This window comes from Albimonas sp. (genome assembly GCF_055129145.1).
Genome location: NZ_JBSRTQ010000054.1, coordinates 1 through 25092, shown reverse-complemented (window position 1 = coordinate 25092; position 25092 = coordinate 1). Strand labels below are relative to the sequence as shown.

Genomic DNA, 25092 nt, shown 5'->3' with positions numbered 1-25092 from the left:
GCACCCGCGCCGTCGCCGCGGCGGGCGCGGTCGGGCGGGGCCGCGAGGCCCGGGGTCGGCAGGGGGCGAGGATCGGCAAGGCGGCGGCGCTTCCATGTCTGGGGCCTGACCCGGGGCGCGCATCCCGAAGGGGCGGCGGATCTGGCTTCAGGGCGGGCGTCCGTCCCCTGGGGAGGAGCGGGCGGGGCTGGGGATGGCTGGGGCCGCGCGGCCATCCGCGGCGGCGACGAATATGTGCAACGCCTCTCATAGCGCCACGCAGGCGTTGAGCTAGAGCGACGTGGCCTCCTTGCAGGGGCTGCGACGTTCCGCGCACGCCGGAAAGTCGATCGGCCGCCGTGGCGGGACCCTGCGGAGGAGGTTACACTCCCCGACAACGCCTTTTTCAGGGCAGGTCGATGTCCAGGGGCGGGCCGCCGCGCCGGGCCGGCGGGGTCGGCCGCCCCATGTCCGCAGGAGCTCTCATGGCCCATTCCTTCGTTCCGCGCGCCGCCGCCGACGCGGCCGACCCGCGCGCCAACCGTCCCGACCTGTCCTCGGCGGAGGTGCGCGCCGCGCGCGAGGATCTCGCCGCCTGTTTCCGGATGGCCGCGCGCCTGGGGTTCGAGGAGGGGATCTGCAACCATTTCTCCGCCCTCGTGCCCGGCCATGACGACCTGTTCCTGGTCAATCCCTACGGGCTGGCCTTCCGCGAGATCACGGCTTCCTCCCTGCTGGTCTGCGATTTCGACGGCGCGGTGATCGAGGGCGACGGCGCGCCGGAGGCGACCGCCTTCCACATCCACGCCCGCCTGCACGCGGCCCGCCCCTCGGCCCGGGTCGCGTTCCACACGCACATGCCCTACGCGACCGCCCTGTCGATGACCGAGGGCGAGCCGCTGATCTTCGCCGGCCAGACCGCGCTGAAATTCTACGGGCGCACGGCGGTGGACGGGAATTACAACGGGTTGGCGCTGGATGCGGCCGAGGGCGACCGGATCGCGGCGGCGGCGGGGAACGCGGACATCGTCTTCATGAAGCATCATGGCGTCATGGTGCTGGCCCCGACCATCGCCGAGGCCTGGGACGACCTCTATTACCTCGAGCGGGCCTGCGAGGTGCAGACCCTGGCGCTGTCCACCGGGCGCGAGGTGCGCGCGGTGGCGCCGGAGATCGCGGCCGAGGCGGCGCGGCAGATGCGCGAGGGCGACCCCGAGTCGGCTCGCCTGCACCTTCTGTCCTTGCGCCGGACGCTGGACGCCGAAGAGCCCGGCTACCGCGACTGATCTGGCGCGAAAGACCCCGGCGCGTTCTGGCCCGGTGCAATTGGGCCCGGTCTGGCTTGGCCCGTCCGACTGGACCCGTCGCGTCCGCCCCCCGTGCGCCCGGCGCCCGAACGCCTGATCCGGTCCCGGTTTGGCCCCCCCGCGGTCGCCGGTTCGTCGGCTGCGGCGGGGGCCATGCGGAGGAGGCGGCGTCTCAGGCGTCGGGATGCATGAGCTTGCGACGTTTGCGGTAGTGATCGACCAGGGCGGCCACCTCGTCGAAATTCTCGGACTTGTGGAAGAAGGCGGCGACGTTGTCGTGGCGGCTGAACAGGTCCGACAGCGACAGGTCGCCGAGCCCGCTGACCACCACCACCGGCAGGTCCGGGTCGCGGTCCTTGGCCAGCGCGATCAGGTCCCTTCCGTCGCCGTCCGGCAGGCCGAGATCGGCGAGCATCAGTCCGAACCGGCCGGAGTTCAGCGAGCTCTCCCCCTCCGCCCGGCTATGCGCCAACTGCGCTTCGATCCCCAGCTCTCCAAGCGCCTGACGCCAGCGTTCCGCCAGCAGAGCATCGTCTTCAACGATGAGGCAACGCACGGTCCGGTCCCCCTTGCCGGTCGAATCTGGACAATCAGCATGCCTGGCCTGGGTTGCTGACCGATGTAGGATGTCGGTTGACCGCGCGTTGGTCCGACGATCGCTGGCGCAGGCGGGTCGAGAACGATTCGATGAAGGCGCTGGCGTCGATCAGCGAGCTGCTTTTGCGGAACACCGCCGCCACGTTGGGAAAATGCGCGTGAAGCGCGTCGCCTTCGACGTCGGTCCGCCCCGTGACGATGACCATCGGCAGGTGCGGCTGGCGCTCGGCGGCCAGCGTCGCCAGCTCCAGCCCGTCGCCATCGGGCAGGGTCAGTTCCGCGATGGCGAGGTCGAACCGGTCCGCCGACAGACGTCGCGCCGCGTCGACGCATCCGGCGCACAGAACCGCCTCGGCCCCTTGCTCCCCCAGCAGCATTTGCCAATAGCGCGCGACCAGCACGTCATCTTCGATCACCAGGCATCGCATGGCCCATCCCCCATGACTTCGGGGAACATTTTTTGCCGAAATTTGGTGAGCAAATCCTTAACGCGGAGCCCGAAACCCGGCGTTCAGCCGCCTCGCAGCCGCCGGAGAGCCGCTTCGCCGGCATGGCGGCCGGTGGCGAGACAGGCGGTGATCAGCTGGCCGCCGGTCGGCGCCTCCCAGTCCAGCATCTCGCCGGCGCAGTAGACGCCCGGAACGGCGCGCAGCATCAGGCCTTCGTCGAGGCTGGCGCGGGTCACGCCGCCGGCGGTCGAGATCGCCTCGTCGATCGGGCGGGGGCCGTCATGGGGCACGGGCAGCGCCTTCAGCAGGCGGGCGAGCGTCAGCGGGTCCGAGGGCGGCGGCTCCCCCCCCGGACCGCGGCCGAATTCGAGGACCAGCGCCCGGCGGGCCGGTTCGAATTTCAGCGCTTTCCGCAGGCGATTGACCAGGCTCTCGCCCGGCCGGGCGCGGCCGAGGCGGCGCGCGATCTCGGGCGTCTCGAGGTCGGGCGCGAGGTCGAGCCGCAGTTCCCCCCCTTCGCGCAGGGCGCGCGAGACGGCGTAGACCGCGCCCCCCTCGATCCCGCGGACGGAAAGGGCGAACTCGCCGCGCGCCCGGGTCGCGCCGGCGATCAGGCGCACGTTCTTGATCGGCGCGCCGAACTGGGCCGCCATCTGCGGCGACCAGGCGACGCGGAAGCCCATATTTGCGGGCTGGAACGGCGCGATCTCCACCCCCTTCGCGGCCAGCCACGGCGCCCAGGCCCCGTCGGAGCCGAGCCGCGACCAGCTGGCCCCGCCCAGCGCCAGCACGGCGACGGCGGGGGTGCGCAGGACCGGGCCTTCGGGCGTCTCGAAGCGCAGGGCGTCGCCCTCCCACCCGGTCCAGCGCCAGCCGGTGCGCAGCGTCGCGCCGGCGGCGTGCAATCGGCCCAGCCAGGCGCGCAGCAGCGGCGAGGCCTTCATCGCCCTGGGAAAGATCCGGCCGGAGCTGCCCTCGAACGTCGCCTGCGCCAGCGCCTCGGCCCAGGCGCGGACCTCCGCCGGACCGAAGGAAGCGAGCATCGGGGCGAGCCAGGGCTCGGCCTCGGCGTAGCTGGCGGCGAAATCGGGGTCGGTATTGGTCAGGTTCAGGCCCGAGCGCCCCGCCATCAGCAGCTTTCGCCCGGCGGAGGGCTTGGCCTCCACGATCTCCACCGCGACGCCCTGCGCGGCGAGGGTCTCGGCGGCCATCAGCCCGGCGGGGCCGGCGCCGATGACGAGCGCCGTGGGAGAAGTGAGGTCAGGCTGGGTCATGGGCGGCTCCGGTTTCCCGCCCCTCCTCGCATCGCGGGGGGGGCTGGGCAAGGGCGGTGACGCGGGACGACCGGCGTTCGCGACGGAACGGGACGCGGGCGCCGTGACATGCAATGATACCAAATCGAAACCGGAGAGCGAGTCGTCATGAGCCAGGTCCACAATGTCCAAGCCATCGCCTACTCCGCCCTCCAGAAGCGCCTGCACTGGGCGGTGGTCGTGCTGCTGCTGGCGCAGCATCTGATTTTCGACGGCATGGGGCGGCCCTTCGACGAAGGGATGACGGCCGGGACGATGAGCTACGGCCTCACCCCCATCGCCCATATCGCCATCGGCGCGACGGTGCTGGCGCTGGCCGCGTGGCGGCTGGTCCTGCGCGCGCGGCGGGGCGTGCCGGCGTCGCCGGAGGGGGAGCCGGCGCTCGCCGCCAAGGCCTCGAAATGGGGGCATCGAGCGCTTTACGCGATGCTCTTCGCGCTGCCGATCACCGGGGCGGCGACCTGGTTCCTCGGGTTGCCCACGCTGGGCGACATCCACGAGATCGGGACCAATGCGCTGCTGGCGCTGGCCGGGCTGCATGTGGCGGCGGCGCTGGCGCACCAGTTCTGGTGGAAGACCGACCTGCTCTCCCGGATGCGCTGAGCGTCCCCGCCGGTCAGGTCATGCCCCGTGCCACCAGCGGCCGCCGATCACCACGCCGGCCGGGCGCAGCATCCGCGCGCCGACCTTCACCTCGCCCCGCACATCGGCGAGCTCGAAGGCCCCGTCCTCGACCGTCAGGATCGAGGCGTCGCCGAGCGCCCCCACCCGGAACGTGCCCAGATCCTCGCGCCCCAGGGCCTTCGCCGGCTCGACGGTCGAGCGCGCGATGACCTCGGGCACGTCCATGCCGAGCGCCAGGAACTTCGACAGGGTCACCAGCTGATCGTAGGCGGGCCCGTTCATGCAGAAGGCGTGCACGTCGGACGAGATCACGTCGGGCGGGAAGCCCGCGTCCATCATCGCCTGCGCGGTCTTCCAGCCGAACGAGCCCATGCCGTGGCCGATGTCGAAGATCACCCCCCGCTCGCGCGCCGCCAGCACCGCCGGCTTCACCCGGCCCTTGCCGTCAACCGGCGCGTTGGGGAACGGACGAAAGCAGTGGGTCAGCACGTCGCCGGGGCGCAGGCGGGAGACGACCTCTTCGTAGGAGGGCGGCGGCTCGTCGATATGGCACATCACCGGCACGCCGCACTGGTCGGCCACGTCGAGCGCCACGGTCAGCGGGTTGATGCCGGTGGGGCCCGAGGCGTGGCGGCCGATGCGGACCTTCACCCCCACGATCAGGTCGCGGTTGGCCTCCACCACCGCCGCGCATTCCCTGGCGGCCATCAGGCGGAAATCATGGCTCTCGCCGACCATGATCCCGGTGTCGAAGCCGTAGATGCCGGCGAAGGAGACATGCAGATAGGCGAGGATGCGGACCGGCGACGGCTCGATCACATGTTTGCGGAAGCCGGCGAAATTCCCCGGCCCGGCGCTGCCGGTGTCGACGCAGGTGGTGACCGCGCACTGGCGGGCATAGGCCTCGGCGTCGACGCCTAGCGAGGTGCCGCCCCAGTAGACATGGGTATGCAGGTCGATGAGGCCGGGGGCGACGATGCGCCCGGTCATGTCGCGGGTCTCGGCGCCGGTCAGCCCGTCGCCGAGGGCCGCGACCCGGCCGCCCGCGAAGGCGACGTCCGCCACCCGGTCGATCCCCTGGGACGGGTCGATCACCCGTCCGCCCTTGAGCACGAGGTCATGGGTCATCGGCGCGGCTCGCGGGGCAGCGGGCGGGCGGAGGCGGGGGAGTGGCTGGGCACGTCGGGCTCCTGTCGGCGTGGGCGATGGGGGACGACTCGGCGCGGGCGTCCGGCATTGTCCGCGCAACTTGGGATCAGCCTGGCGAGGTCGGCCGGGCGGCGCAAGATCGAGACGTGAGTTTGCTGCATATACCCAATGGGATTGCAGATATGCGCGCGATTTCGGCAAGATCATTTCAAAAAGCCATGTCGCTTTATTGGATTTCGAGAGTCATGCCTGTCTGGACATCTGGTCGGCGCAACGCCCGGCCAGGGACCGTCCACCAGGTCGATCCCCACCGGAGACGCGTGCGATGCAGGACCTGCGTCCCACCGACCTCATCTCCCGGCTCCGCCGGCTCCGCGCCGATGGAAGCCGGGCGGAGCGTCGGCTGGCCGACCTGGCGCTCAGCGACATCGACTATGCGACCCTCGCGCCCATCAAGGATTTCGCCGAGCGGGCGGGGGTGTCGGAACCCACCGTGACCCGCTTCTGCCGGGCGCTCGGCTGCGCCGGCGTGCGGGAATTCAAGTTCGGCCTCGCCCATGTGCGCGCCATCGGCGGGCTCGACATGTTCCCCGAGCCATCCGAGCGCGGGGCCGAGCGCGGGGCGGACGAGCGGCGGGTGGTGGCGAGCGTCTTCGCCTCGGCGGTCTCGGCGCTGGAGCGGGTGCGCGACGCGGTCGACATGGCGACGGTGGCGGAGGCGGGGCGCACGCTCGCCGCCGCCCGCCGGATCGCGGCCTTCGGGTCGGGGGGCGTGTCGTCGCTGGCGGCGGCGGAGATGCAGAACCGCCTCTTCCGCTACGGCCTGCCCATCGCGGCCCATGCCGACGGGCAGATCCAGCGCATGGCGGCCTCTGTGCTGGGGCCGGGCGACGCCGCGCTGGCGTTTTCGGCGTCGGGCGAGGTCGCCTCGGTGGTCGAGGCGACCCGGCTCGCGCGCCGCAACGGGGCCGCGACCATCGCGGTGACCCGGCCCGGTTCGCCGCTCTGGGCCGAGGCGACGATCGCCATCGCCTTCCGGGCGCCGGCCGCCGCGCAGCTGCTCCAGCCCACTTCGGGGCGGTATTCGCTGCTGATGCTGGTCGATCTGATCTCCACCATGGTCGGCGAGACGCTGGGCGAGGCCGGGGTCGAGAGCCTGCGCCGGGTGCGCGCCAGCCTCTCCCAGCTCGACATGTCCGACCCCTGCCGCCCGATCGGCGACTGAGGCCAACCCCACGCGCCCCGGCGCGAACCCAGAAGGATGCGAGCGAGAGAGACAAGGCAGGCGCCCTTTCGGCGGCGCTCGATCGCGGGGTGGAGGGGGGGGTGGTCGTCCTGATGGCGGCGCTGGTGCTCGACATGTGGATCGGGGCTGGACCGCTACCTGTTCGGATGGCAGCTGCCCTGGCCGGAGACGCTGGCCCGTTGCCTGATGATCTGGACCGCGCTGCTGGCGATCTCCTGCGGGATCGCGCGGCGGGAGCATATCGGGCAGACCCTGCTGATCGACCGGTTGCCCGCCGGACTGCGCCGGGCGGCGCTGATGCTGTGCGAGGTGCTGGCGCTCGGGCTGTTCCGGGTGCTGGGCTGTCCCGACACCGGCGGGCTCTTCGCCGTCGCCAACTCCAGGAAGGAGATCGCGACGCTCGACGACATGAAGGGCGTGCTTCTGCGCATGATGACCCTGCCGACGCATCCGGCGATCATGAGCGCGCGGGGGTTGCAGGCCTGTCCGCTGGCGTTCTCGGAGGGGTATTCGGGGTTGCAGACCGGGGTGATCGACGGGCAGGTGATCCCGATCCCGATCCCGATCCCGATCCCCATCATCGTCGGCGCGGCCCTGGACGAGGTCCAGACGTTCATGACCCTGACCAACACCCTCCATTCGCGGTTCACCCTGCTGGTGAACCGCGATGTCCACGAGAGGCTGACCGAAACCCGGCAGGACGTCATGCATTGCGCGGCGCAGCCCTGCGTCGACGCCTCGTGCGAGGATGCGCGAGGATGCGCGAGGCGACCGGGGCCGCGTTCGAGACGCCTATCGCGGCGACGCTGACGGACCTGCGGAAGAGCGAGAGCGCCAAGGCCAACGCGACCCGCTATCTGACCGGGGCGTGAGGCGGGGGCCTTCGGGGTTCGCCTGAACCGATGCGCGCCGCGGGGATCCCCGGCGCGTATTTCGTGCCGGCGGCGTCAGCCGAAGAGGGCCTGGGCGGCGAGCATCGCCAGCGGCACGGTAAGGGCCGCGACCACGGTCTGCGTCGCCACCAGGCTCGCCATCAAGGGGGCGTCCCCGCCCATCTGGCGGGCCATGACATAGGAGGACGAGGCGGTCGGCAGCGCGTTGAACAGCACCGCGACCAGCGCCACGTCGCCCTCGAGCCCCGCCAGCAGGCAGGCCCCCGCGGTCAGCGCCGGCATCGCCCCGAATTTCGCCAGCGAGGCGATGGCGAAAAGTCTTGGCGCACGGCCCAGCGTCTCTCGGTTCAGCGCCGCGCCGACGCAGAGGAGGCCGAGCGGCAGCGCCGCCTGGCCGAGCGCGCGTGCGAACCCCTCGATCCCCGGCGGCAGGCCCAGGTGAAAACCGTGCAGCGTCACGCCGACGATGCAGGCGAGGATCAGCGGATTGCGCGCCAGCGCCCGCAGCGCCTGGGCGACGCCGGCGCCGGTTCCGCCCCCCGGTCCCGTCCCCGCCGGCACGTAGCGGGCGAAGACCAGCACGCAGAGCACGTTGGCGGTGGGCACGATGGTGGCGATGGCGATGGCCGAGAGCGCCGCGGCGTTGGGCCCGAAGAGCGCCAGCGCGGCGGTGACGCCGACATAGTTGTTGAACCGCACGCCGGCCTGGAAGACCGAGGTGAAGGCCCGCGGCTCGATCCCCAGCGGTTTTCGCAGCAGCGCGAGGCCCGCGCCCACCAGGACGATCGGCCCCGCCAGCGCGAAGACCAGCCCGCCGATGGCGACTTGGGAAAGGTCGGCCATGGCGAGCCCGTGCACGATCAGCGCCGGCAGCAGCACGTAATAGGCGAGCTTTTCGGCCGGGCCCCAGAATGCCTCGGGCAGCAGCGCGGTGCGATGGCGGAGCAGGTGGCCGAGCCCGATCAGCAGCGCGGTAGGCATCAGCGCGACGATGAGCGCGCCGATCACGCGCGCGTTCCGGCGCGGAGCAGGGCGGGGCGGCGCAGGGCGGGGCGGCGCAAGGTGATGCGGGCGGCAGGGCCGTGCGCGGGCATGCAAGGATCCCCGGGATCAGGCGGAGGCGGCGATCCCGCGGGTCAGGCGGGCGCCGCCGCAAGGGCGGTCGACCCGGTTGATGAACCCCAGGTCCGCGAGTTTCAAGCGCCCGCCTGCGCCCTGCGCGCCTACCAGACCGGCGCGTCGTTCACCGTCGAGACATGGGCCGCCACCACCTTCCAGCCCTCGTCCGGGAACCGCACGAAGGTCTGGCTCTGCCGGCCGATCAGATCCTTGCCGCGCACCTTGAACTCGAGATTGGTGGTGGCGAAGTCGCGGCCGAGCGTCAGGATCTCCAGCCGGATCCGCCGCTCCTTGATCCCCGGCCCGGGGGGGCGGCGGGTGCGATGGGCGTGGATCTCGTCGAAGCCGTAGCCGTTCTCGTGCAGCGCGTAGCGGATGGTGAACGGGCTGCGCCAGAAGGTGTCGTCGAGCACGTCGACGTTCTTCGTCTCCAGCGCCTTTTCGTAGCGCTCGAAGATCTCGGTGATCTCGGCCACCACTTCGGGGAGGTTCGGCGTGCGGTCGGGCTCGGTCATGCGTCGTCCTCCAGGGCCCGGGCGATGGCCGCGAGCGTCATGTCATGGCCCCGCGCCCCGATGATCGAGAGGCCGACGGGCGCGCCGTCGACCTCGCCCAATGGCAGGTTCACCTGCGGGTGGCCGGCGAGCCCGCCATGGGCGCAGAGGCAGGTGATCCGGTCGCGGGCGCGGTCCATCGCCGACAAGGGCAGGCCGCGCAACGGGGCCGGGTCGGGCGTGGTGGGCAGGCACAGGATCGCGCCGCCGGCGGTCAGATGGGCGAGCCTTCCGCGGACCTCGTCGCGGGTGAGCGCGGCCTGGGCGCGCTCGGCCGGGGTGACGGAGGCGGCGAACATCAGCGTTCGGGCCACGAGGTAGGAGAAGCGCGGCGTCTCCGCCTCCACCCAGTCGCCGAACGTCTCCCAGGCCTCGGCCATCTGCAGCGTGCGTTGCGCGCGGCCGAGCGTGGCGAGGCCCTGGGGGGCCAGCAGATCCTCGCACCAGTCGCCGAGCAGGCGGGCGAGGCGCTCGACCCCCGGCCGGAGCGCCTCGGCCACCGCGGGATCGGCGAAACCGAAGGCGTCGGTGGCGATGACCAGCCTGGCGGGGATCACGGCCGGCGCGGTTTCACCCAGCATCGCCTCGCCGACCCGCAGAAACGTCGCCGCATCCCGCGTCATCCAGCCGACGGTGTCGGAGGTCGGGGCCTGATCCAGCATCCCCGCGCGCGGCACGCGGTCATGGGTGGTGCGGATGCCGTAGAGCCCGCAATAGCTCGACGGCACCCGGACCGAACCGCCGGTGTCGGTGCCGAGCGCCGCATCGCAGAGCCCCTGCGCCACGGCGGAGGCCGAGCCAGAGGACGAGCCGCCCGGCACGCGGTCCGGCGCGCGGGGGTTGAGCGGCGTGCCGTCGAAGGCGTTGATCCCCAGCAGACCGAGCGAGATCTCGTCGGTCACCGTCTTGCCGGTCAGCGTCGCGCCGGCGTCGAGCAGGCGGGCCACGGCCCAGGCATGGGCGTCCGGCACGGGGTGCGTGCGCGCCCAGTCGGGATTGCCCCCGCCGGTGGGGAGGCCCGCCACGTCGAACAGGTCCTTGGCCATGAAGCTCAGACCCTGGAGCGGGCCGTTCGCCGCGCCCGCCACGCGGATGTCGCCGCCGGGGGCGAGGTGGCCGTTGGATTGCGTCACATGCGTCTCCCTGTTCTGGTGGCGAGCGTGGCGGAGGGGCGTGCGGCTGGCAAGCGCCGGGGCGGCGCGATCTGGTCGCAGGCCCGGCCCCGCTCGTCGCAAGACCGCGGGCCGCGGGACGCCGCATCGAGGGGGAACCCGCGCCTGCGCGCGTTGGAAACAACGAAGGAGACCGCCATGGACGCGGAACGCATCCCCGTCATCGTCGGCGTCGGGCAGATCAACGACCGCCCCGCGGACCCGGATCAGGGCCTCGATCCCCTCGGCCTGATGGAGGCGGCGCTGCGGCGCGCCGACGCGGACGCGGGGGGCGGGTGGCTGGCGGCGCTCGACGGGATCTCGACCGTGGACCAGATTTCGTATCTGGGGCTGACCGGCATCCCGGAACGGCTGGCGGCGGCGTTCGGGGCCGCGCCGGCGCGGCTGGAAACCACCGACATGCCCCATGGCGACAGCCCGGTGCGGTTGCTTAACGAGGCCGCCAACCGCATCGGCGAGGGCGCGTCGCGCATCGTCGCCATCGTGGGGGCCGAGGCGCTGCGCACCGCCTCCCAGCGCGCCCGTCGCGCGGCGGAGGCCGGCGCCCCGCCCCCCGACCTGATGCGCGCCAATCCCAAGCGCAAGTTGACCGACCTGCGCCGGAAATATGGGCTGGTGGCGCCGGTGGACCTCTATCCGCTCTATGAAAACGCCGGGCGGGCCGCGCAGGGGCAGTCCTTCGCGCAGGCCCAGGCCGAGAGCGGGCGCATCTGGGAGGGCCTCGCCGCCGTCGCCCGCGACAATCCGCACGCCTGGATCCGGACGGGCAGGACGGCCGAGGAGATCACCACGCCGTCGCCCGACAACCGCCGGATATCCTTTCCCTACAACAAGCTGATGGTGGCGAATTCGTCCGTCAATCAGGGCGCCGGCTTCATCGTGACCAGCCTCGCCGAGGCGCGGCGACGCGGGCGCCGGGACGAGGATCTGGTCTTCGTCGGCCACGGCGCGGGGGCGCAGGAGCCCTATGACCCGCTCGCCCGCGACCGCTACGACCGCTCGCCCTCGATGATCGCCTCGCTGCGCGCCGCGCTGGAATTCAACGGGATGGAGGCGGGGGAGCTGGACGCCGTGGAGTTCTATTCCTGTTTTCCCTGCGTGCCCAAGATGGCGCGGCGCGTGCTGGATTGGGCGGTCGACCGACCGATGACGGTGTTCGGCGGGCTGACCTTCGGGGGCGGGCCGGTGGCGAACTACATGTCCCATGCCGTGGCCTGCATGACCGAGAAGCTCCGGGGCGGGACGGCGAGCGGGCTGCTCTACGCCAATGGCGGGATCGTCACCACAAACCACTCCATCGTGCTCTCCGGCGCCCCGATCCCGGCCGCCGTCTTCCCCCGACCCTCCGACGTGCAGGACCGCGCCGACGCCGCCCGCGGTCCGGTTCCGGAGATGCGCCCCGACCATCTGGGGCCCGTGACGCTCGAGACCTACGCCGTCCATTACGACCGCGCCGGCGCCCCGCGCGGCGGCGCGGTTCTGGCGCGCACCACGGATGGCGCGCGCACGCTGGCCCATGTCCGCCCCGACGACGCCGACCTCATCGCCTTCCTCACCGACGGGACCGCGGAACCCGTCGGCGCCAAGGGCGGGGTGGCGCAGGCCGGCGGAGCGCATATCTTCTCCCTGGGATGAGCGCGCCGCCCCCACGCTCCGGCGCGCCCGCCGACCGCACTCGAATGGAAGAGCCCGAATGACCTCGCTTGCCAATTCCGACCCGATCGACGCCGACAAGCTGGACCGCCTGGCCGAGCTTGCGGTGAAGGTCGGCCTCGACCTCCAGCCCGGCCAGGACCTGATGCTGACCGCGCCGGCGGAGGCGCTGCCGCTGGTGCGTCGCATCGCGGAGCACGCCTACAAGGCCGGCGCCGGGGTGGTGACGCCGATCCTCTCGGACCCCGAGGTCGCGCTCGCCCGCTACCGCCACGCCAATGACGAAAGCTTCGACCGCGCCCCCGGCTGGCTTTACGAGGGCATGGGCCAGGCCTTCGACAGGAACACCGCGCGGCTGGCGGTGGCGGGCGACGACCCGATGCTGCTGGCGGGGCAGGACCCCGACAAGGTGGGCCGCGCCAACAAGGCCAACGCCATCGCCTATGGTCCGGCGCGCGAGCGGATCACCCGCTTCGACATGAACTGGAACATCGTCGCCTGGCCGGGCCGGGCCTGGGCGGGACGCGTCTTCCCCGACCTGACCCCGGACGAGGCGCAGCGGAAGCTGGCCGAGGCGATCTTCGCCGCGTCCCGCGTCGACCGCGACGACCCGGTGGCCGAGTGGAAGGCGCATAACGCCCGGCTGCGCGAGCGGTCCGACTGGCTCAACGCCCACGCGTTCCACTCGCTCCACTACACCGGCCCGGGCACCGACCTGACCATCGGGCTCGCGGACGGGCATGAATGGATGGGCGGCGCCTCCACCGCCCGCAACGGCATCACCTGCAACCCCAACATCCCGACCGAGGAGGTGTTCACCACCCCCCACGCGCATCGGGTCGAAGGGCATGTCCGTTCCACCAAGCCGCTCTCCCACGGCGGCACGTTGATCGAGAACATCGAGGTGCGGTTCGAGGGCGGGCGGATCGTGGAGGCCCGCGCCTCCGAAGGCGGCGACGTGCTGCGCGAGCTGATCGACACCGACGAGGGCGCGCGGCGTCTGGGCGAGGTGGCGCTGGTGCCGCATTCCTCGCCGATCTCGCAGTCGGGGCTGTTGTTCTTCAACACCCTCTTCGACGAGAACGCCGCCTGCCACATCGCGCTCGGTCAGTGCTATTCGAAGTGCTTCCGGGAGGATCTGGATGCGGAGGCGCTCGCCGCCGCGGGCGGCAACGCGAGCGCGATCCATGTGGACTGGATGATCGGCTCGGACCGGATCGACATCGACGGTCTGGATGCGGCCGGCAATCGCACGCCCGTCTTCCGCAAGGGCGAGTGGGCGTAGCGGCGGCCGGGGAAGCCGACGCTCCGCCGGTCGCGGCCCGGTCGCCCGGCCCGCCCGAACGGCGCCTCCTGGCCTGGGAGGCGCCGCCCCTCATTGCCATATCGCCGCCGTCCGGATCCTGAAACCGCCGTGGGCGAACGCTCGTCTTTCGCCGCCCCGCTCCCGTCCCGATCCGCCCGCCAGGACTCCTCCATCCGGGATCGGCCCGCCGCGGAACCTCAGCGCTTGTCGAGATGTCGTCGTCAGGCCGATGCGCCCTCGATCAGGGTGAAGCCGGTGTCGACCACCCGCGGCGTCTCTCGCCCCGCGAGGCGGTCGAGCACCAGACGGGCCGCCTCCGCTCCGATCCGTTCGCGATGCGAGGCGATGGTGGTCAGGGGCGCGGGCAGGGCTTGGCCGATTTCGAGCCCGTTGAACCCCGCGATGCCGATGTCGCCGGGCATGGCGAGGCCGGCGGCGAGGCAGTGGAACGCGCCCCCCGCCGCCATGTCGTCGTTCGAAAAATAGACCACCTCCGGTCGTGGGCCGGGGCGGGCGAGCAGCGCCGCCATGCCGCGCCGCCCGGCCGCGACGGAGGACGGCTCGGGCAGGGTCAGGGCGGGGCCGAGCGCGCGTCCGCCCTCCGCAAGCGCCGCTTCGAACCCTGCGAGCCGCGCCGCCGCGCGCCGGTCGCGGCCGAGGTCGTGGCCGACATAGCCGATCCGCCCGTAGCCGCGCCCCATCAGATACCAGGCCATCGCCTTGCCCGCCTGGCGCTGGGAGAGACCGACCGCCATGTCCACCGGCTCGCCATCGGCCTCCATGATCTCCACCACCGGCAGGCCGGCGGCGGCGAGCATCCGGCGGGCGCCCGGCGTCAGGGCGGCCGGGGCGATGACCATCGCGGCGGGGCGCCAGGCGAGGAGGCCGGCGATCAGCCGCGCCTCGCGGTCCGGATCGTAGCCGGAGACGCCGAGCACCGGGTGGAACTCCGCCGCCTCGAGCCCCCGTTCCAGCCCGCGCAGCACGTCGGGGAAGACGACGTTGGCGAGGGAGGGGAGGATGACGCCGACCTGATTGGAGGGCCCGCCGGCGAGCGAACCCGCCAGCCGGTTGCGCACATAGCCGAGCCTGGCCGCCGCCGCCTCCACCCGCGCCCTGGTGCGGGCGGCGACGCCGGTTCCGCCGCGCAGGACGCGTGAGACGGTGATCTCGGACACCCCCGCCTCCGCCGCGACGCGGGCGAGGGTCGGGCGGCCGAGATCGGGGGGCGGGGCGGGGTCGGACATGCGGATCCTCGGGGCGCGCGGGCGTCATGCCTGCATAATGATCGGCGCTGTCATGTCAAACGCACCGAGCACAAAGGCATGAGACGGCCGTCTCACCGCTAGATTGACAGGCGCTGTCATTTCGGGAGAGCCTGCAAGGCGACAGGGAGGTCCACATGAAGATTCTGGTCACAGGCGCCGCCGGCTTCATCGGCCGCATGGCGATGGCGGCGCTGGCCGGGCGCAGGACCCTGCGCGTCGACGGGGCGGAGCGGGAGATCGACGGGATCCTCGCGCTCGACCTCGACGCGGGGGCGATGGCGGATCTGGTCGCCGCCGACGCCCGCGTCCAGCCGCTGGGCGGCGGGCTGTCGGACGCCGCCTCCGCCGCCCTGATCGCGCAGGCGGAACCCGAGCTGGTCATCCACCTCGCCGCCGTGGTCAGCGGGGCGGCGGAGGCGGATTTCGACCTCGGCATGCAGGTCAACCTGATGGGGACGCTCGACCTCATCAACCTCTGCCGCGGCTTCGCCACGCCGCCGGTCCTGCTGTTCTCGTCCTCCGTCGCCGTGTTCTCCTGCGCGGCCAACGACACGATCGACGACGACCGGTCCCCCGCCCCGCGGTCGAGCTACGGCACGCAGAAGCTGATGGGCGAGCTGCTGGTCCGCGACGCCACCCGCAAGGGCTTTCTGCGAGGGCGGGCGTTGCGGTTTCCGACCATTTCGGTCCGGCCGGGAAAACCCAACAAGGCGGCGTCGAGCTTCGCGAGCGGCATCCTGCGCGAGCCGCTGGCGGGCGAGCCCGCGATCCTGCCCGTGGGCCCCGACCTGCGCCTGCACCTCGCCTCGCCCGACGCGGCGCTCGCCGCGCTCATCCACGCGGCGGGACTGGTCCAGGAGGCGCTGGAGGGCGAGACCACGATCACGCTGCCCGGCGTCTCGGTCACGGTGCGCGAGATGGTGGCGACGCTCGCCCGCCTCGCCGGCCCCGACGTCGCGGCCCTGATCACGCCCGAACATGACCCCGCCATCGAGGCCATCGTGGCGAGCTGGCCCGGAGAGATCCGCTGCCCCCGCGCCCGCGCGCTGGGGTTCACGGCCGACGCCGATTTCGCCGCCCTTCTGGGCCGGCACATGGCCCGGTTGGGCTGAGGGGACGCATATGGCCACGGTATCGGTGATCGGCCTCGGCTCCATGGGCCTTGGCATGGCCCGCAGCCTGCTGGCGTCGGGGCATCGCGTGTTCGGCGCGGATGTTTCGGGGACCCGTGTCGCGGCGCTGACGGGCGATGGCGGCGAGGCGGGGGCGCCCGAGGCCGCGGGGCCCGCGACCGACATTCTGGTCTGCGTGGTGCTCAACGCCGCCCAGACCCGAGAGGTGATCTTCGGGGCGCAGGGCTGGGCCGGGCATCTGCGCCCCGGCACGGCGATCCTGGGCTGCGCCACCGTGCCGCCCGCCTTCGCGCAGGAGATGGAGGCGGAGGCCGCCGCCCGCGGGCTGCTGTGGCTCGACGCGCCGATCTCCGGCGGGGCGGCGAAGGCGGCTGAGGGGCGGCTTTCGATCATGGCTTCGGGGTCGGAGGCGGCCTTCGCGGGCGCGGCCCCGGCGCTGGAGGCGATGGCGGAGACGGTGCACCGGCTCGGCGACGCGGCCGGGTCGGGGTCCGCGATGAAGGCGGTGAACCAGTTGCTCGCGGGCGTGCATATCGCGGCGATGGGCGAGGCGATGGCTTTTGCGAGCGCGCTCGGCCTCGATCTGGGTCGGGTGATGGAGGTGATTTCGGTCTCCGCCGGGACCTCCTGGATGTTCGAAAACCGCGGGCCGCAGGTGGCGGAGGGGGATTACGCCCCCCGCTCCTCGGTGACCATCTGGCCGAAGGATCTGGGCATCGTGGCCGATATCGCGGGGGGGCATGGGCTGCCCACGCCGATGGCGGACGCGGCGCTCGCCCGGTTCCGCGCGGCGGTCGAGGCCGGATGGGGGGCGGAGGACGACGCGGCGGTCGCGAAAGTCTATGCGCGCGAGGCGGGGCTGCGCCTGCCGGGAGACGCCTGATGCTGCTCGGCTGCATCGGGGACGACTTCACCGGATCCTCCGATCTCGGCGCCACCCTGACCCGCGGCGGCATGCGCACGGTGCAATATGCGGGCGTCCCCCGCGCCCCGGCCGAGGCGGGGGTGGAGGCGGGGATCGTGGCGCTCAAATCCCGCTCGATCCCCGCGGGCGAGGCGGTGGCGCTGTCGCTGGCGGCGCTCGACTGGCTGCGGGCGCAGGGGTGCCGGCAGTTCCTGTTCAAGTATTGCTCGACCTTCGATTCGACGCCTGACGGCAATATCGGCCCGGTGGCGGAGGCGCTGGCCGATGCGCTGGGGGCTTCGAGCGTGATCGTCTGCCCCGCCTTCCCGGCGGCGGGGCGGTCGGTTTACCAGGGGCATCTCTTCGTCGTCGACCGCCTGCTCAGCGAAAGCGGGATGGAGGCGCATCCGATCACCCCGATGACCGACCCCGACCTGCGCCGCTGGCTGGCGCGTCAGGCGCGCGGGCCGGTGGGGCACATCCCGGCGCAGGCGGTGTTCGCGGGGCCGGGCGCGATCCGCGCGGCGATGGCGGCGGAGGCGGCGGCGGGCCGGCGGCTGGTGGTCGCCGACGCGGTGCGCGACGCGGACCTGATCGCGCTGGGGGAGGCGGCGGCGGAGGCGGCGCTGATCACCGGCGGATCCGGCATCGCGCTGGGGTTGCCCGAGAATTTTCGGGCGCGCGGGTTGCTGGCAGGGACCGCGGGCGCCTGGGCCGGGCAGGGCGGGCGGGGGGCGGCGCTGTCGGGCTCATGCTCCGCCGCCACGCGGGGACAGGTGGCGCGCCACATCGCGTCGGGCGCGCCCGCCCGCGAGGTGACGGCGGCGGCGGCGATGGACGGCGGGCTGACCGCCCGGGCCCTCGCCGACTGGGCGCTGGCGCAGGATGGGCTGCCGCTGCTCTATTCCTCCGCCGAGCCCGCGACGGTCCGCGCCGCGCAGGACCGCTGGGGGGGGCCGCAAGTCGCGGCCCGACTTGAGGGGCTTTTCGCGGAGGCCGCACGCCTGCTGGTCGAGGACGGCGTCACCCGGCTGATCGCGGCGGGGGGCGAGACGTCGGGCGCCGTCGTCGAGGGCCTGGGTCTTTCGCAACTTGGAATCGGGCCGGATATCGCGACCGGCGTGCCGGCGCTGCGGGCGCGCGCCGGCCTGGTGGTGGCGCTGAAATCCGGCAATTTCGGCGACGCGGATTTCTTCGCGAAAGCCGACGCGGTTCTGGCCGGGACCGCGCCATGACCGCCGTGATCCCCTCGGCCGCCCACGAAGAGTCCCGGCTGCGCGAAGACATCTGCTTCTGGGCGGGTTCGCTCTTCGACCGCGGGCTGACCGGGGGCGCGTCGGGCAACATCTCGGCCCGCACCGGCGACGGCGGGCTGCTGGCGACCCCCACCGGGTCGAGTTTCGGGCGGTTGGACCCCGCCCGCCTCAGCCTGCTGGATGCGCACGGCGCCCACCGATCCGGCGATGCCCCGACCAAGGAGATGCCGTTGCATTCGGCCTTCCACGAGACCCGGGCGGGGGTCGGCGCGGTGGTGCACCTGCACTCCACCCACGCCGTCGCCCTGTCGATGCTGCCGGTGGAGGACGAGGAGAACTTCCTCCCCCCCCTGACCCCTTACGCCATCATGCGGCTGGGGAAAGTTCGCCTGCTGCCGTTCTTCGCGCCTGGCGACGCAGGCATGGGGGAGGCGGTGCGGGGGCTCGGCGGGCGACGCTCGGCCGTCATGCTCGCCCATCACGGGCCGGTGGTGGCCGCGAAGGGGCTGGAGGCCGCGGTCTTCGCCATGGAGGAGCTGGAGGAGACGGCGAAGCTCGCCCTCCTGCTGCGCGGAACCGGGGCGCGGGCGCTGGACGCGGCCCAGATCGGGGCGGTGGTGCGGAAATTCGACGTGGAGTGGGACGCATGAGGTTCTCGGCCAATCTGGGGTTCCTGTGGGCCGAGCTGCCGCTGCCCGACGCGATCCGCGCCGCCGCCGACGCCGGCTTCGACGCGGTCGAGTGCCACTGGCCCTACGAGGTCCCGGCCGAGGCGGTCGCCGCCGCGCTGGCCGAGACCGGGCTGCCGATGCTGGGCCTGAACACGCAGCGGGGCGCGCCGGGCGAGAACGGGCTTTCGGCGCTGCCGGGGCGGGAGGCGGAGGCGCTGGCGGAGATCGACCGGGCGCTGGCCTATGCCAAGGTCGTCGGGGCGCAAGCGGTGCATGTGATGGCGGGGTTCGCTGCGGGCGAGGCCGCCGACGCGACCTTCCGCGCCAATCTGGCGGAGGCCTGCGACCGGGCCGCTTCCCACGGCATCACCATCCTGATCGAGCCGCTCAACCGCCACGACGCGCCCGGCTATTTCCTGGCCAGCACCGACCAGGCCCGCGCGATCATCGAGGCGACGGACCGCCCGAACCTGCGCCTGATGTTCGACGCCTATCATGTGCAGATCAACGAGGGGGACCTGACCCGGCGCATCTCGGCGCTGCTGCCCCTGATCGGCCATGTCCAGATCGCCGCCGTCCCCGACCGGGGCGAGCCGGACGCGGGCGAAGTGAGCCATCCCCATCTCCTCGCCCATCTGCGCGACCTCGGCTACGCCGCGCCCATCGGCGCCGAATACCGCCCGCGGCGGGGTACCGAGGCCGGGCTCGGCTGGCTGGCCCGGTTCCGGGAGATCTGAGGCGCAGGGACATCCCGCGGGTCGGATCTTTTCGGAGGACCTGCCGGGGACAAGCCGCGCCGGCCTTCACGCGGTCTGCGGCGGAAGCGCGGGGATCCGTGGAGCGCAGCTGACGGTCCCGCCCGGACCCGGTCGTCGCGGAGCACAGGGCGGGCGAGAGCCTCCGTCGACGTCGGCGCGAGCAAGCCGAAGGCAGGATCGACGCGATTTTTCCACGCGGCGCCGTGCGATTGGAGACCCGGGGCCAGCTTGAACCCGTCGCCCATCGGCTCCGGTTCATAGCCGGCGACAACCTTGGAGCGAACCGGCCAGGATGACGTCGGTTGCGGCGCCAAGAATATCTGGCGGACATCTTTAGAGGGCCGCAAGCCGAAGAACCGAGCATATTCCCGGCTGAACTGCGACGCGCTTTCATAGCCGACCGCATAGGCCACCTTGCCGACGTCACGCGTCTCGAACAGCATCAGACGTCTGGCCTTCAGCAGCCGCAACCTTTTCTGGTACTGGATCGGCGCCATCGATGTCACGGGCTTGAAGTGACGATAGAAGGTCGCGACGCTCATTCCGGTCATCGCGGCAAGCGGTTCGGCCTGGATGGGTTCGGCAAAATTATCGCGGAGCCAGTCGATCGCCGGGCGAACCTGCGTCAGCCGGCTGTCGGCGCAGGCGATCTCGCGCAGCTTGTCCCCTTGAGGTCCGAGCAGCGCGCGAAAGAGAATCCCACGCTCGATCATCGCGGACAGGATCGGCGCCTCGTTGGGCTGGTCGATCAACCGCATCATGCGCAGCCAGGCGTCGATCATCTCGGGCGATGCGGTCGAAACGGCGAAGCCGGTGGAGTTGGGCGTGGCGCCGGCCCCGTGCATCTCCGCCATCAGCGCCGCGATGATCTTCGGATCAAGCTTCAGGCTGACCGCGAGATAAGGATCCGCGCCGGCAGGCTGCACCTCGCCGGTCGCCGGCATATGGACCGGCACGACGAAATAGCTTGCTTCGTCGAAGCGCAAATTCTGCGCGCCGATCGACAGCCTCTTGGCGCCCTGCAGGACCAAGTGGAGCATCGGCTCGTAGACCTGGTCGGCGCAGCCTTCGGACCGGACCATCGCCACTCGTGGCAGCCCGGTGTCGGTCCACCGGCTTCCGGCCCTCATCACGATACCGCGCAGTTCGTCCATTGCTGTCTTCATGAGGCTCGTCACGGACGCTGAAACAAGCCGACGTGAGAAGATCAGGCAAAAGACAGAGAACAACCGGCATGGGGCCCGCCGCTCAGGAGGCCATGTTCGGGAGGCAGACGGGAGACGCCGTTTCCCGCGCCATTTCCGACAAGGAACATCCCATGAAACTGAGCGGAAAAGTCGCCATCGTCACCGGCGCATCCAGCGGCATCGGCGCGGGCATCGCCAAGGCATTCGGCGCGGAAGGCGCGGTCGTCATCGTCAACTACATGGGCAGCAAGGAACGCGCTGACGGCGTGGTCGGATCGATCGTGGCCGCAGGCGGCAAGGCCGTGGCGATACAGGCGGACATGGCCAACTCGGCCGACGTCGCACGCCTGTTCGATACCGTGGCGGCCGATCACGGCAAGATCGACGTGCTCGTCAACAATGCCGGCGTCGCCGTGTTCGAGATGGTCGCCGACATGACCGAGGAAGCGTTCCACAAGCAGTTCAACCTGAATGTGCTCGGCTATTTCCTCGCGATCCGCGAGGCGGCGAGCCATTTCGGTGAAGCGGGCGGCAGCATCGTCAACGTCAGCTCGATCCTCAGCACCCATCCCTCCGCCGGCGCCAGCGTCTATTCGGCGACGAAAGGCGCCGTCGACAACACGACCTATGGCCTGGCGCGCGAGCTCGGCCCGCGCGGCATCCGGGTGAACGCGATCATGCCGGGCTATACCAACACACCTGCCACCGGCGGCGCGTTCGTCGGCGACCTGCGCGACCGGCTGCTGGCCGAGACCCCGCTGGGCCGCGTCGGCGAGCCCGAGGACATCGCGCCCACCGCCGTCTTCCTGGCATCCGACGATGCACGCTGGATCAGCGGCGAGTCCATCCGCGTCACCGGCGGCGCGCGCGGCCTCTGACGTCCGAAGGTCGGGGGCGACAGTCCCCGACCTTGCATTGCCTGCCCCGGTCGACCGGCGGGCGGCCCTCATGGAAAGATCGCATCATGCCGAGCCGAAGCCGCGCGGGCCAACGGCCCGCAGCGCGCGCGTGTCGCAGATCTCCCTGATCCGGCGTTCCAGTCCGGCCTGCCCGGTTCGGCGCGACCTGCAGTGGCCGCTGTGTCGAGATCCAGGATCCGGCAACCCCGCCGGATCGACACGTCCCAGTCCGCCAGCGGTCCGCCGACCAGTTCCCGCATGCGGGCAGGCCTCAGAGCGCTCAGCGGATGACGTGCCTCGCAGCATCTCCCGGTCCAGGGCGAGGTCGGCGACGATCTTCTTCAGCCGCCCGTTCCCGACCTCGAGCGCCTTCAGCCGCCGCATCTCGTCAGGCAGCAGGGGCCGAACTGGAAAGGATCGACAACCCCATGCAAAGCGCTCACGCGGCACCGAGATGCGGGGCGCGTCTGAAGCGGGCCGGCGCGGGTTGCCGTGCTCCCGCCGTTCGCGGCTGGAAGGTTTGCCGGATGCACGGCGCGGGTGGCGGCGCTCGACCTGGACCCGCGAATCCGAACTGGAAGCATGGCGGGCGAAGCGGCGAGACCGCGGAGATGAGGAAGCTGACGAACGCCTTGGGCCGCGAAGCCCGCAAGCTGGCCGAGGCGCTGGGCGACGACTAAGGCCCGAGCGACGCATTAACCGGCAAGTTCCGAGGCAATCGCCGTCAAGGTGGGGGATGCGGTGGGGGATGTTCCGCCTAGATAGCCAAAATTTCTCTTCCATATCAGCTTATTAATTGAAAGTTATGGCGGAAGGGGTGGGATTCGAACCCACGGATGCTTGCGCATCGCCGGTTTTCAAGACCGGAGCGATCGACCACTCTGCCACCCTTCCGTGCCCCATCGGGTAACGCCGCGCGCGCCGCGCGTCCAGACCGTCGCCGATGGTTTCCTCCGACGCGGCGCTCCTGTAGCCTTCGCGGCGAAGCGGCTGCGGGAGGACGCGCGATGGGCGGCGCAACGGCGGAAACCAGGCGGCGGCGCAGGATCGCCGGACGAACCCTCATGGCGGCGGTCGGGCTGATCGGCGCGCTGGCGGTGGGGGGCGAGCCCGCGCGGGCCGAGTCCTCGCCGGCTACGGTCCCGACCACGGTCACGGCCCCGGTGCGGATCGCGACCGGCCAGAGCGCGCCGCTGCCGCGCGGCCTCCGTCTCGAAACCCCGCCGGCCGCGCGGATCGCCGCGCCCGACGGGATCAACCCGCCGGAACGGCCGGGGCAGGGACCTCGCGTCGCGTCCTCGCCTGCGCTTCGGCCCGCCCATCTCGTCGCGCCGCCGCCTGCGCCCGGCCGCATTCCGCGCGACGCCCGTTTCGGCGCGCCCGATGTCAGCCCCTCGCCGCCGCGGCGGCCCGGCGCGAAACCCGCCGCGCGACCCGCAGCGACCTCTCACGCGACCCCCGCCGTCGCGATGCGCGTCGTCGCGCTCATCGCCCCCGCCTTCCGGCCGGCTTCCAGGAGCGACGCCCCCGCATGACTTTCCCGATCCGTTCCCGCCGCCTCCGCTTCGCCGGCGCGCTGGCCGCCCTGGTCCTCGCGCTGCCGACCGCGCCGGTCCGCGCCGCCCCCCTCGACCTCGAGGCCAAGGAGGCGCTGGTCATCGACGTCGAGACCGGGGCCGAGCTGCTGGCCAAGGACCCCGATGCGCCGACGCCCCCCGCCTCGATGCTCAAGCTGATGACCCTGACGATGGTGTTCGAGGCGCTGGAGGCCGGTCGGCTCAGCCTGGACGACACGTTCCTGGTGTCGGAGAAGGCCTGGCGCATGGGCGGCTCCAAGATGTTCGTCAAGGTCGGCGAGCGGGTGCGGGTCGAGGATCTGATCCGCGGCGTCATCGTGCTGTCGGGCAACGACGCCTGCATCGTGCTGGCCGAGGGGCTGGCAGGGTCCGAGGATGCCTTCGCCGCGCGGATGACCGACCGGGCGCGCGAGCTCGGCCTGCATTCCACCTTCGGCAACGCCACCGGCTGGCCGCATCCCGACAACGAAATGACGCCGCGCGACCTGGTGTTCCTCGCCAACCGCATCATCACCCATTTCCCCGAGCATTACGAATATTTCGCCGAGACCGACTTCGAATGGGGGGGCGTCGCGCAGCGCAACCGCAACCCGCTGCTCTACGCCGATCTCGGCGCCGACGGGCTCAAGACCGGGCATACCGAGGAGGCGGGCTACGGGCTGGTCGGCTCGGCGCTGCGCGACGGGCGGCGGATCCTGTTCATGATCGGCGGACTGCCGTCGAGCCAGGCGCGGGCGCATGAATCCGAGCAGGTGGTCAACTGGGCGTTCCGGGAATTCCGCAACGCCACGCTCTACGCCGCCGGCCAGCCGCTGGGCCGGGCCGAGGTCTGGCTGGGCGCGAAGGGCACGGTCGAGCTGACGGTCGCCGCCGACGCGCGGGTCACCGTGCCGTTCGGCGCGGGCGAGGGCATGACCGCGACGATCCGCTACCAGGGCCCGATCGAGGCGCCGATCACCAAGGGCGACAAGGTGGCGGAGCTGGTCGTGGTCTCGCCCCAGATGACGCCGCTGGTGCTGCCGGTGGTCGCGGCGGAGGATGTGGCGCGGGGCGGCTACCTCACCCGCCTCAGCGCCGCCGCCGGCCTGCTGATCCGCGACGTGGTCGGCGAGGTGCAGGGCGCGAGCGATGGCAGCTGAGGCCGAGACCGGCTTGAAAGGCGGGTCCGGCCTCTTCGTCAGCTTCGAGGGCGGGGACGGCGCCGGAAAATCCACCCAGCTGCGCGCGCTGGCCGGGCGGCTGGGCGCGCAGGGCCGCGAGGTGGTGGTCACCCGTGAGCCGGGCGGCGCGCCGGGGGCCGAGCAGATCCGGGCGCTGGTGCTGGAGGGAGAGGCGGGGCGCTGGTCGCCGGTCTCCGAACTTCTGCTGTTCAATGCGGCGCGGCGCGACCATGCCGAACGGGTGATCGTGCCGGCTTTGACGCGCGGGGCCGTGGTGCTCTGCGACCGCTTCGCCGATTCCACGCTGGTTTATCAGGGCGCGGCGCGGGATGCGGGCGTGGGCGGGCTGCCAGGGCCGAGCCCAGAGATGGCCCGCGCGCTGCACGCGCTGGTCATCGGCATCGAGCCGGACCTGACGCTGATCTTCGACCTCGACCCCGAGATCGCGCTCGGCCGCGGTGTCGCGCGGGGCGGGGAGGAGCTGCGGTTCGAGCGTCTCGGCCTCGATTTCCATCGCGCGGTGCGGGCGCGGTTCCGGGCGCTGGCCGAAGCGGCCCCCGGGCGCTGCCGGCTGATCGACGCGTCAGGGACGGCGGAGGCCGTGGCGGCGCGGGTCGATGCGGCGCTCGCCCCCTGCATGGCGCCTGCCTGATGGCCCGTTCCTGATGGCGCGCAAACCCTATGAGGGCGAGGCAGAGATCCTGCCCGAAGCCGACCGGGTCGAGGGTGCGCCGCATCCGCGCGAGACATCCGTCCTTTACGGGCAGGAAGCGGCGGAGGCCGCGTTTCTCGACGCCTGGGCCGGCGGGCGGCTGCATCATGCCTGGATGCTCACCGGGCCGCGGGGCGTCGGCAAGGCGACGCTCGCCCGGGCGCAGGAGATGGCCGCCGGCTTCGCCGCCGACGAGGGCGCCGAGG

Annotated in this window: 23 protein-coding genes, 1 tRNA gene and 2 pseudogenes; 15 read left to right on the top strand and 11 right to left on the bottom strand. The window is 72.1% G+C overall.

From position 1 onward, the window contains the following. The first annotated feature begins 464 nt into the window (after nucleotides 1–464). Nucleotides 465–1265, top strand: coding sequence for an aldolase (locus tag ACTB72_RS10540; RefSeq protein ID WP_463036953.1), 801 nt, complete (start codon nucleotides 465–467; stop codon nucleotides 1263–1265). Between the two features lie 193 nt (nucleotides 1266–1458). Here the strand turns inward: ACTB72_RS10540 and ACTB72_RS10535 are convergent, their stop codons facing one another. The 3 genes from ACTB72_RS10535 to ACTB72_RS10525 form a co-directional block, all read right to left on the bottom strand. Continuing rightward, nucleotides 1459–1842 carry a response regulator gene (locus tag ACTB72_RS10535; RefSeq protein WP_463036952.1) on the bottom strand — a complete coding sequence of 128 codons (384 nt, stop codon included), beginning with the start codon at nucleotides 1840–1842 and terminating at the stop codon, nucleotides 1459–1461. Nucleotides 1843–1876: 34 nt separating this feature from the next. Beyond that, nucleotides 1877–2311, bottom strand: coding sequence for a response regulator (locus ACTB72_RS10530; RefSeq protein ID WP_463036951.1), 435 nt, complete (start codon nucleotides 2309–2311; stop codon nucleotides 1877–1879). 83 nt (nucleotides 2312–2394) lie between these two features. Beyond that, entirely contained in the window at nucleotides 2395–3606 is a 1212-nt protein-coding gene (locus tag ACTB72_RS10525) for a TIGR03862 family flavoprotein (RefSeq protein ID WP_463036950.1), read from the bottom strand. A 147-nt stretch (nucleotides 3607–3753) separates the two neighbouring features. Here ACTB72_RS10525 and ACTB72_RS10520 point away from each other — a divergent pair, with 147 nt between their 5' ends. After that, complete coding sequence (locus ACTB72_RS10520; protein WP_463036949.1) at nucleotides 3754–4248, top strand: cytochrome b; 495 nt, start codon at nucleotides 3754–3756, stop codon at nucleotides 4246–4248. Nucleotides 4249–4266: 18 nt separating this feature from the next. Here ACTB72_RS10520 and ACTB72_RS10515 read toward each other — a convergent pair whose 3' ends face one another. Beyond that, nucleotides 4267–5397, bottom strand: coding sequence for an amidohydrolase/deacetylase family metallohydrolase (locus ACTB72_RS10515; protein WP_463036948.1), 1131 nt, complete (start codon nucleotides 5395–5397; stop codon nucleotides 4267–4269). A 346-nt stretch (nucleotides 5398–5743) separates the two neighbouring features. Between ACTB72_RS10515 and ACTB72_RS10510 the strand changes: the two genes are divergently transcribed. Further along, nucleotides 5744–6643, top strand: a complete 900-nt coding sequence (locus ACTB72_RS10510; RefSeq protein ID WP_463036947.1) for a MurR/RpiR family transcriptional regulator — start codon at nucleotides 5744–5746, stop codon at nucleotides 6641–6643. Nucleotides 6644–6790: 147 nt separating this feature from the next. After that, nucleotides 6791–7474: a TRAP transporter substrate-binding protein DctP gene (dctP, locus tag ACTB72_RS10505; RefSeq protein WP_463036954.1), complete on the top strand. Its 684-nt coding sequence runs from the start codon at nucleotides 6791–6793 to the stop codon at nucleotides 7472–7474. A gap of 137 nt (nucleotides 7475–7611) precedes the next feature. Here dctP and ACTB72_RS10500 read toward each other — a convergent pair whose 3' ends face one another. The 3 genes from ACTB72_RS10500 to ACTB72_RS10490 form a co-directional block, all read right to left on the bottom strand. Then, on the bottom strand, nucleotides 7612–8565 hold the full coding sequence (locus ACTB72_RS10500; protein WP_463036946.1) for an AEC family transporter: 954 nt from the start codon (nucleotides 8563–8565) through the stop codon (nucleotides 7612–7614). 215 nt (nucleotides 8566–8780) lie between these two features. Next, nucleotides 8781–9191 (bottom strand): AtzH-like domain-containing protein, encoded by a 411-nt coding sequence (locus ACTB72_RS10495; protein WP_463036945.1) that lies wholly within the window; start codon nucleotides 9189–9191, stop codon nucleotides 8781–8783. Next, nucleotides 9188–10363 (bottom strand): amidase, encoded by a 1176-nt coding sequence (locus ACTB72_RS10490; RefSeq protein WP_463036944.1) that lies wholly within the window; start codon nucleotides 10361–10363, stop codon nucleotides 9188–9190. The genes ACTB72_RS10495 and ACTB72_RS10490 overlap by 4 nt, the downstream gene beginning before the upstream one ends. Nucleotides 10364–10540: 177 nt before the next feature. On the opposite strand from ACTB72_RS10490, the gene ACTB72_RS10485 reads away from it, so the two are divergent. Continuing rightward, nucleotides 10541–12037: a hypothetical protein gene (locus tag ACTB72_RS10485; protein WP_463036943.1), complete on the top strand. Its 1497-nt coding sequence runs from the start codon at nucleotides 10541–10543 to the stop codon at nucleotides 12035–12037. A gap of 58 nt (nucleotides 12038–12095) precedes the next feature. Next, nucleotides 12096–13340 carry an aminopeptidase gene (locus tag ACTB72_RS10480; RefSeq protein WP_463036942.1) on the top strand — a complete coding sequence of 415 codons (1245 nt, stop codon included), beginning with the start codon at nucleotides 12096–12098 and terminating at the stop codon, nucleotides 13338–13340. Nucleotides 13341–13582: 242 nt separating this feature from the next. On the opposite strand, the gene ACTB72_RS10475 is transcribed toward ACTB72_RS10480, so the two are convergent. Further along, a complete protein-coding gene (locus ACTB72_RS10475; RefSeq protein WP_463036941.1) occupies nucleotides 13583–14608 on the bottom strand; it encodes a LacI family DNA-binding transcriptional regulator in 1026 nt (341 codons plus the stop codon). Between the two features lie 155 nt (nucleotides 14609–14763). Here ACTB72_RS10475 and denD point away from each other — a divergent pair, with 155 nt between their 5' ends. From denD to ACTB72_RS10450, 5 genes are read left to right on the top strand one after another with little or no spacing between them, the layout of a single operon-like run. Next, nucleotides 14764–15741: a D-erythronate dehydrogenase gene (denD, locus tag ACTB72_RS10470; protein WP_463036940.1), complete on the top strand. Its 978-nt coding sequence runs from the start codon at nucleotides 14764–14766 to the stop codon at nucleotides 15739–15741. Nucleotides 15742–15751: 10 nt separating this feature from the next. After that, a complete protein-coding gene (gene ltnD, locus ACTB72_RS10465) occupies nucleotides 15752–16645 on the top strand; it encodes an L-threonate dehydrogenase (RefSeq protein ID WP_463036939.1) in 894 nt (297 codons plus the stop codon). Continuing rightward, nucleotides 16645–17901, top strand: a complete 1257-nt coding sequence (otnK, locus tag ACTB72_RS10460; RefSeq protein ID WP_463036938.1) for a 3-oxo-tetronate kinase — start codon at nucleotides 16645–16647, stop codon at nucleotides 17899–17901. Before ltnD ends, otnK begins: the two co-directional genes overlap by 1 nt. Continuing rightward, nucleotides 17898–18572, top strand: a complete 675-nt coding sequence (gene otnC, locus ACTB72_RS10455; RefSeq protein WP_463036937.1) for a 3-oxo-tetronate 4-phosphate decarboxylase — start codon at nucleotides 17898–17900, stop codon at nucleotides 18570–18572. Before otnK ends, otnC begins: the two co-directional genes overlap by 4 nt. Then, nucleotides 18569–19330, top strand: coding sequence for a hydroxypyruvate isomerase family protein (locus tag ACTB72_RS10450; protein WP_463036936.1), 762 nt, complete (start codon nucleotides 18569–18571; stop codon nucleotides 19328–19330). The genes otnC and ACTB72_RS10450 overlap by 4 nt, the downstream gene beginning before the upstream one ends. On the opposite strand, the gene ACTB72_RS10445 is transcribed toward ACTB72_RS10450, so the two are convergent. Further along, nucleotides 19243–20505 carry an AraC family transcriptional regulator gene (locus ACTB72_RS10445; RefSeq protein ID WP_463036935.1) on the bottom strand — a complete coding sequence of 421 codons (1263 nt, stop codon included), beginning with the start codon at nucleotides 20503–20505 and terminating at the stop codon, nucleotides 19243–19245. The genes ACTB72_RS10450 and ACTB72_RS10445 overlap by 88 nt on opposite strands. Before the next feature lie 164 nt (nucleotides 20506–20669). Between ACTB72_RS10445 and ACTB72_RS10440 the strand changes: the two genes are divergently transcribed. Next, on the top strand, nucleotides 20670–21416 hold the full coding sequence (locus ACTB72_RS10440) for an SDR family NAD(P)-dependent oxidoreductase (RefSeq protein ID WP_463036934.1): 747 nt from the start codon (nucleotides 20670–20672) through the stop codon (nucleotides 21414–21416). Nucleotides 21417–21542: 126 nt separating this feature from the next. Here the strand turns inward: ACTB72_RS10440 and ACTB72_RS10435 are convergent. Both ACTB72_RS10435 and ACTB72_RS10430 read right to left on the bottom strand, forming a co-directional pair. After that, nucleotides 21543–21836, bottom strand: a pseudogene (locus ACTB72_RS10435) (IS3 family transposase); the annotation flags it as partial. Nucleotides 21837–22243: 407 nt separating this feature from the next. After that, nucleotides 22244–22331, bottom strand: a tRNA-Ser gene (locus tag ACTB72_RS10430). Nucleotides 22332–22968: 637 nt separating this feature from the next. Here ACTB72_RS10430 and ACTB72_RS10425 point away from each other — a divergent pair. The 3 genes and pseudogenes from ACTB72_RS10425 to ACTB72_RS10415 form a co-directional block, all read left to right on the top strand. Then, nucleotides 22969–24153, top strand: a complete 1185-nt coding sequence (locus ACTB72_RS10425; RefSeq protein ID WP_463036933.1) for a D-alanyl-D-alanine carboxypeptidase family protein — start codon at nucleotides 22969–22971, stop codon at nucleotides 24151–24153. Further along, entirely contained in the window at nucleotides 24143–24826 is a 684-nt protein-coding gene (gene tmk / locus ACTB72_RS10420) for a dTMP kinase (RefSeq protein WP_463036932.1), read from the top strand. Before ACTB72_RS10425 ends, tmk begins: the two co-directional genes overlap by 11 nt. A 13-nt stretch (nucleotides 24827–24839) precedes the next feature. Then, nucleotides 24840–25092 (top strand): annotated as a pseudogene (locus tag ACTB72_RS10415) (hypothetical protein); the annotation flags it as partial.

Bases quoted from the DNA above. Each gene is read 5' to 3' on its own strand.
- ACTB72_RS10475 (WP_463036941.1), bottom strand. From the start codon at position 14,608: ATGTCCGACCCCGCCCCGCCCCCCGATCTCGGCCGCCCGACCCTCGCC.
- ACTB72_RS10530 (WP_463036951.1), bottom strand. From the start codon at position 2,311: ATGCGATGCCTGGTGATCGAAGATGACGTGCTGGTCGCGCGCTATTGG.
- ACTB72_RS10480 (WP_463036942.1), top strand. From the start codon at position 12,096: ATGACCTCGCTTGCCAATTCCGACCCGATCGACGCCGACAAGCTGGAC.
- ACTB72_RS10510 (WP_463036947.1), top strand. From the start codon at position 5,744: ATGCAGGACCTGCGTCCCACCGACCTCATCTCCCGGCTCCGCCGGCTC.
- ACTB72_RS10495 (WP_463036945.1), bottom strand. From the start codon at position 9,191: ATGACCGAGCCCGACCGCACGCCGAACCTCCCCGAAGTGGTGGCCGAG.
- otnC (WP_463036937.1), top strand. From the start codon at position 17,898: ATGACCGCCGTGATCCCCTCGGCCGCCCACGAAGAGTCCCGGCTGCGC.
- ACTB72_RS10445 (WP_463036935.1), bottom strand. From the start codon at position 20,505: ATGGACGAACTGCGCGGTATCGTGATGAGGGCCGGAAGCCGGTGGACC.
- ACTB72_RS10425 (WP_463036933.1), top strand. From the start codon at position 22,969: ATGACTTTCCCGATCCGTTCCCGCCGCCTCCGCTTCGCCGGCGCGCTG.
- ACTB72_RS10520 (WP_463036949.1), top strand. From the start codon at position 3,754: ATGAGCCAGGTCCACAATGTCCAAGCCATCGCCTACTCCGCCCTCCAG.
- tmk (WP_463036932.1), top strand. From the start codon at position 24,143: ATGGCAGCTGAGGCCGAGACCGGCTTGAAAGGCGGGTCCGGCCTCTTC.
- ACTB72_RS10525 (WP_463036950.1), bottom strand. From the start codon at position 3,606: ATGACCCAGCCTGACCTCACTTCTCCCACGGCGCTCGTCATCGGCGCC.
- ACTB72_RS10440 (WP_463036934.1), top strand. From the start codon at position 20,670: ATGAAACTGAGCGGAAAAGTCGCCATCGTCACCGGCGCATCCAGCGGC.
- ACTB72_RS10485 (WP_463036943.1), top strand. From the start codon at position 10,541: ATGGACGCGGAACGCATCCCCGTCATCGTCGGCGTCGGGCAGATCAAC.
- ltnD (WP_463036939.1), top strand. From the start codon at position 15,752: ATGGCCACGGTATCGGTGATCGGCCTCGGCTCCATGGGCCTTGGCATG.
- otnK (WP_463036938.1), top strand. From the start codon at position 16,645: ATGCTGCTCGGCTGCATCGGGGACGACTTCACCGGATCCTCCGATCTC.
- denD (WP_463036940.1), top strand. From the start codon at position 14,764: ATGAAGATTCTGGTCACAGGCGCCGCCGGCTTCATCGGCCGCATGGCG.
- ACTB72_RS10540 (WP_463036953.1), top strand. From the start codon at position 465: ATGGCCCATTCCTTCGTTCCGCGCGCCGCCGCCGACGCGGCCGACCCG.
- ACTB72_RS10515 (WP_463036948.1), bottom strand. From the start codon at position 5,397: ATGACCCATGACCTCGTGCTCAAGGGCGGACGGGTGATCGACCCGTCC.
- ACTB72_RS10450 (WP_463036936.1), top strand. From the start codon at position 18,569: ATGAGGTTCTCGGCCAATCTGGGGTTCCTGTGGGCCGAGCTGCCGCTG.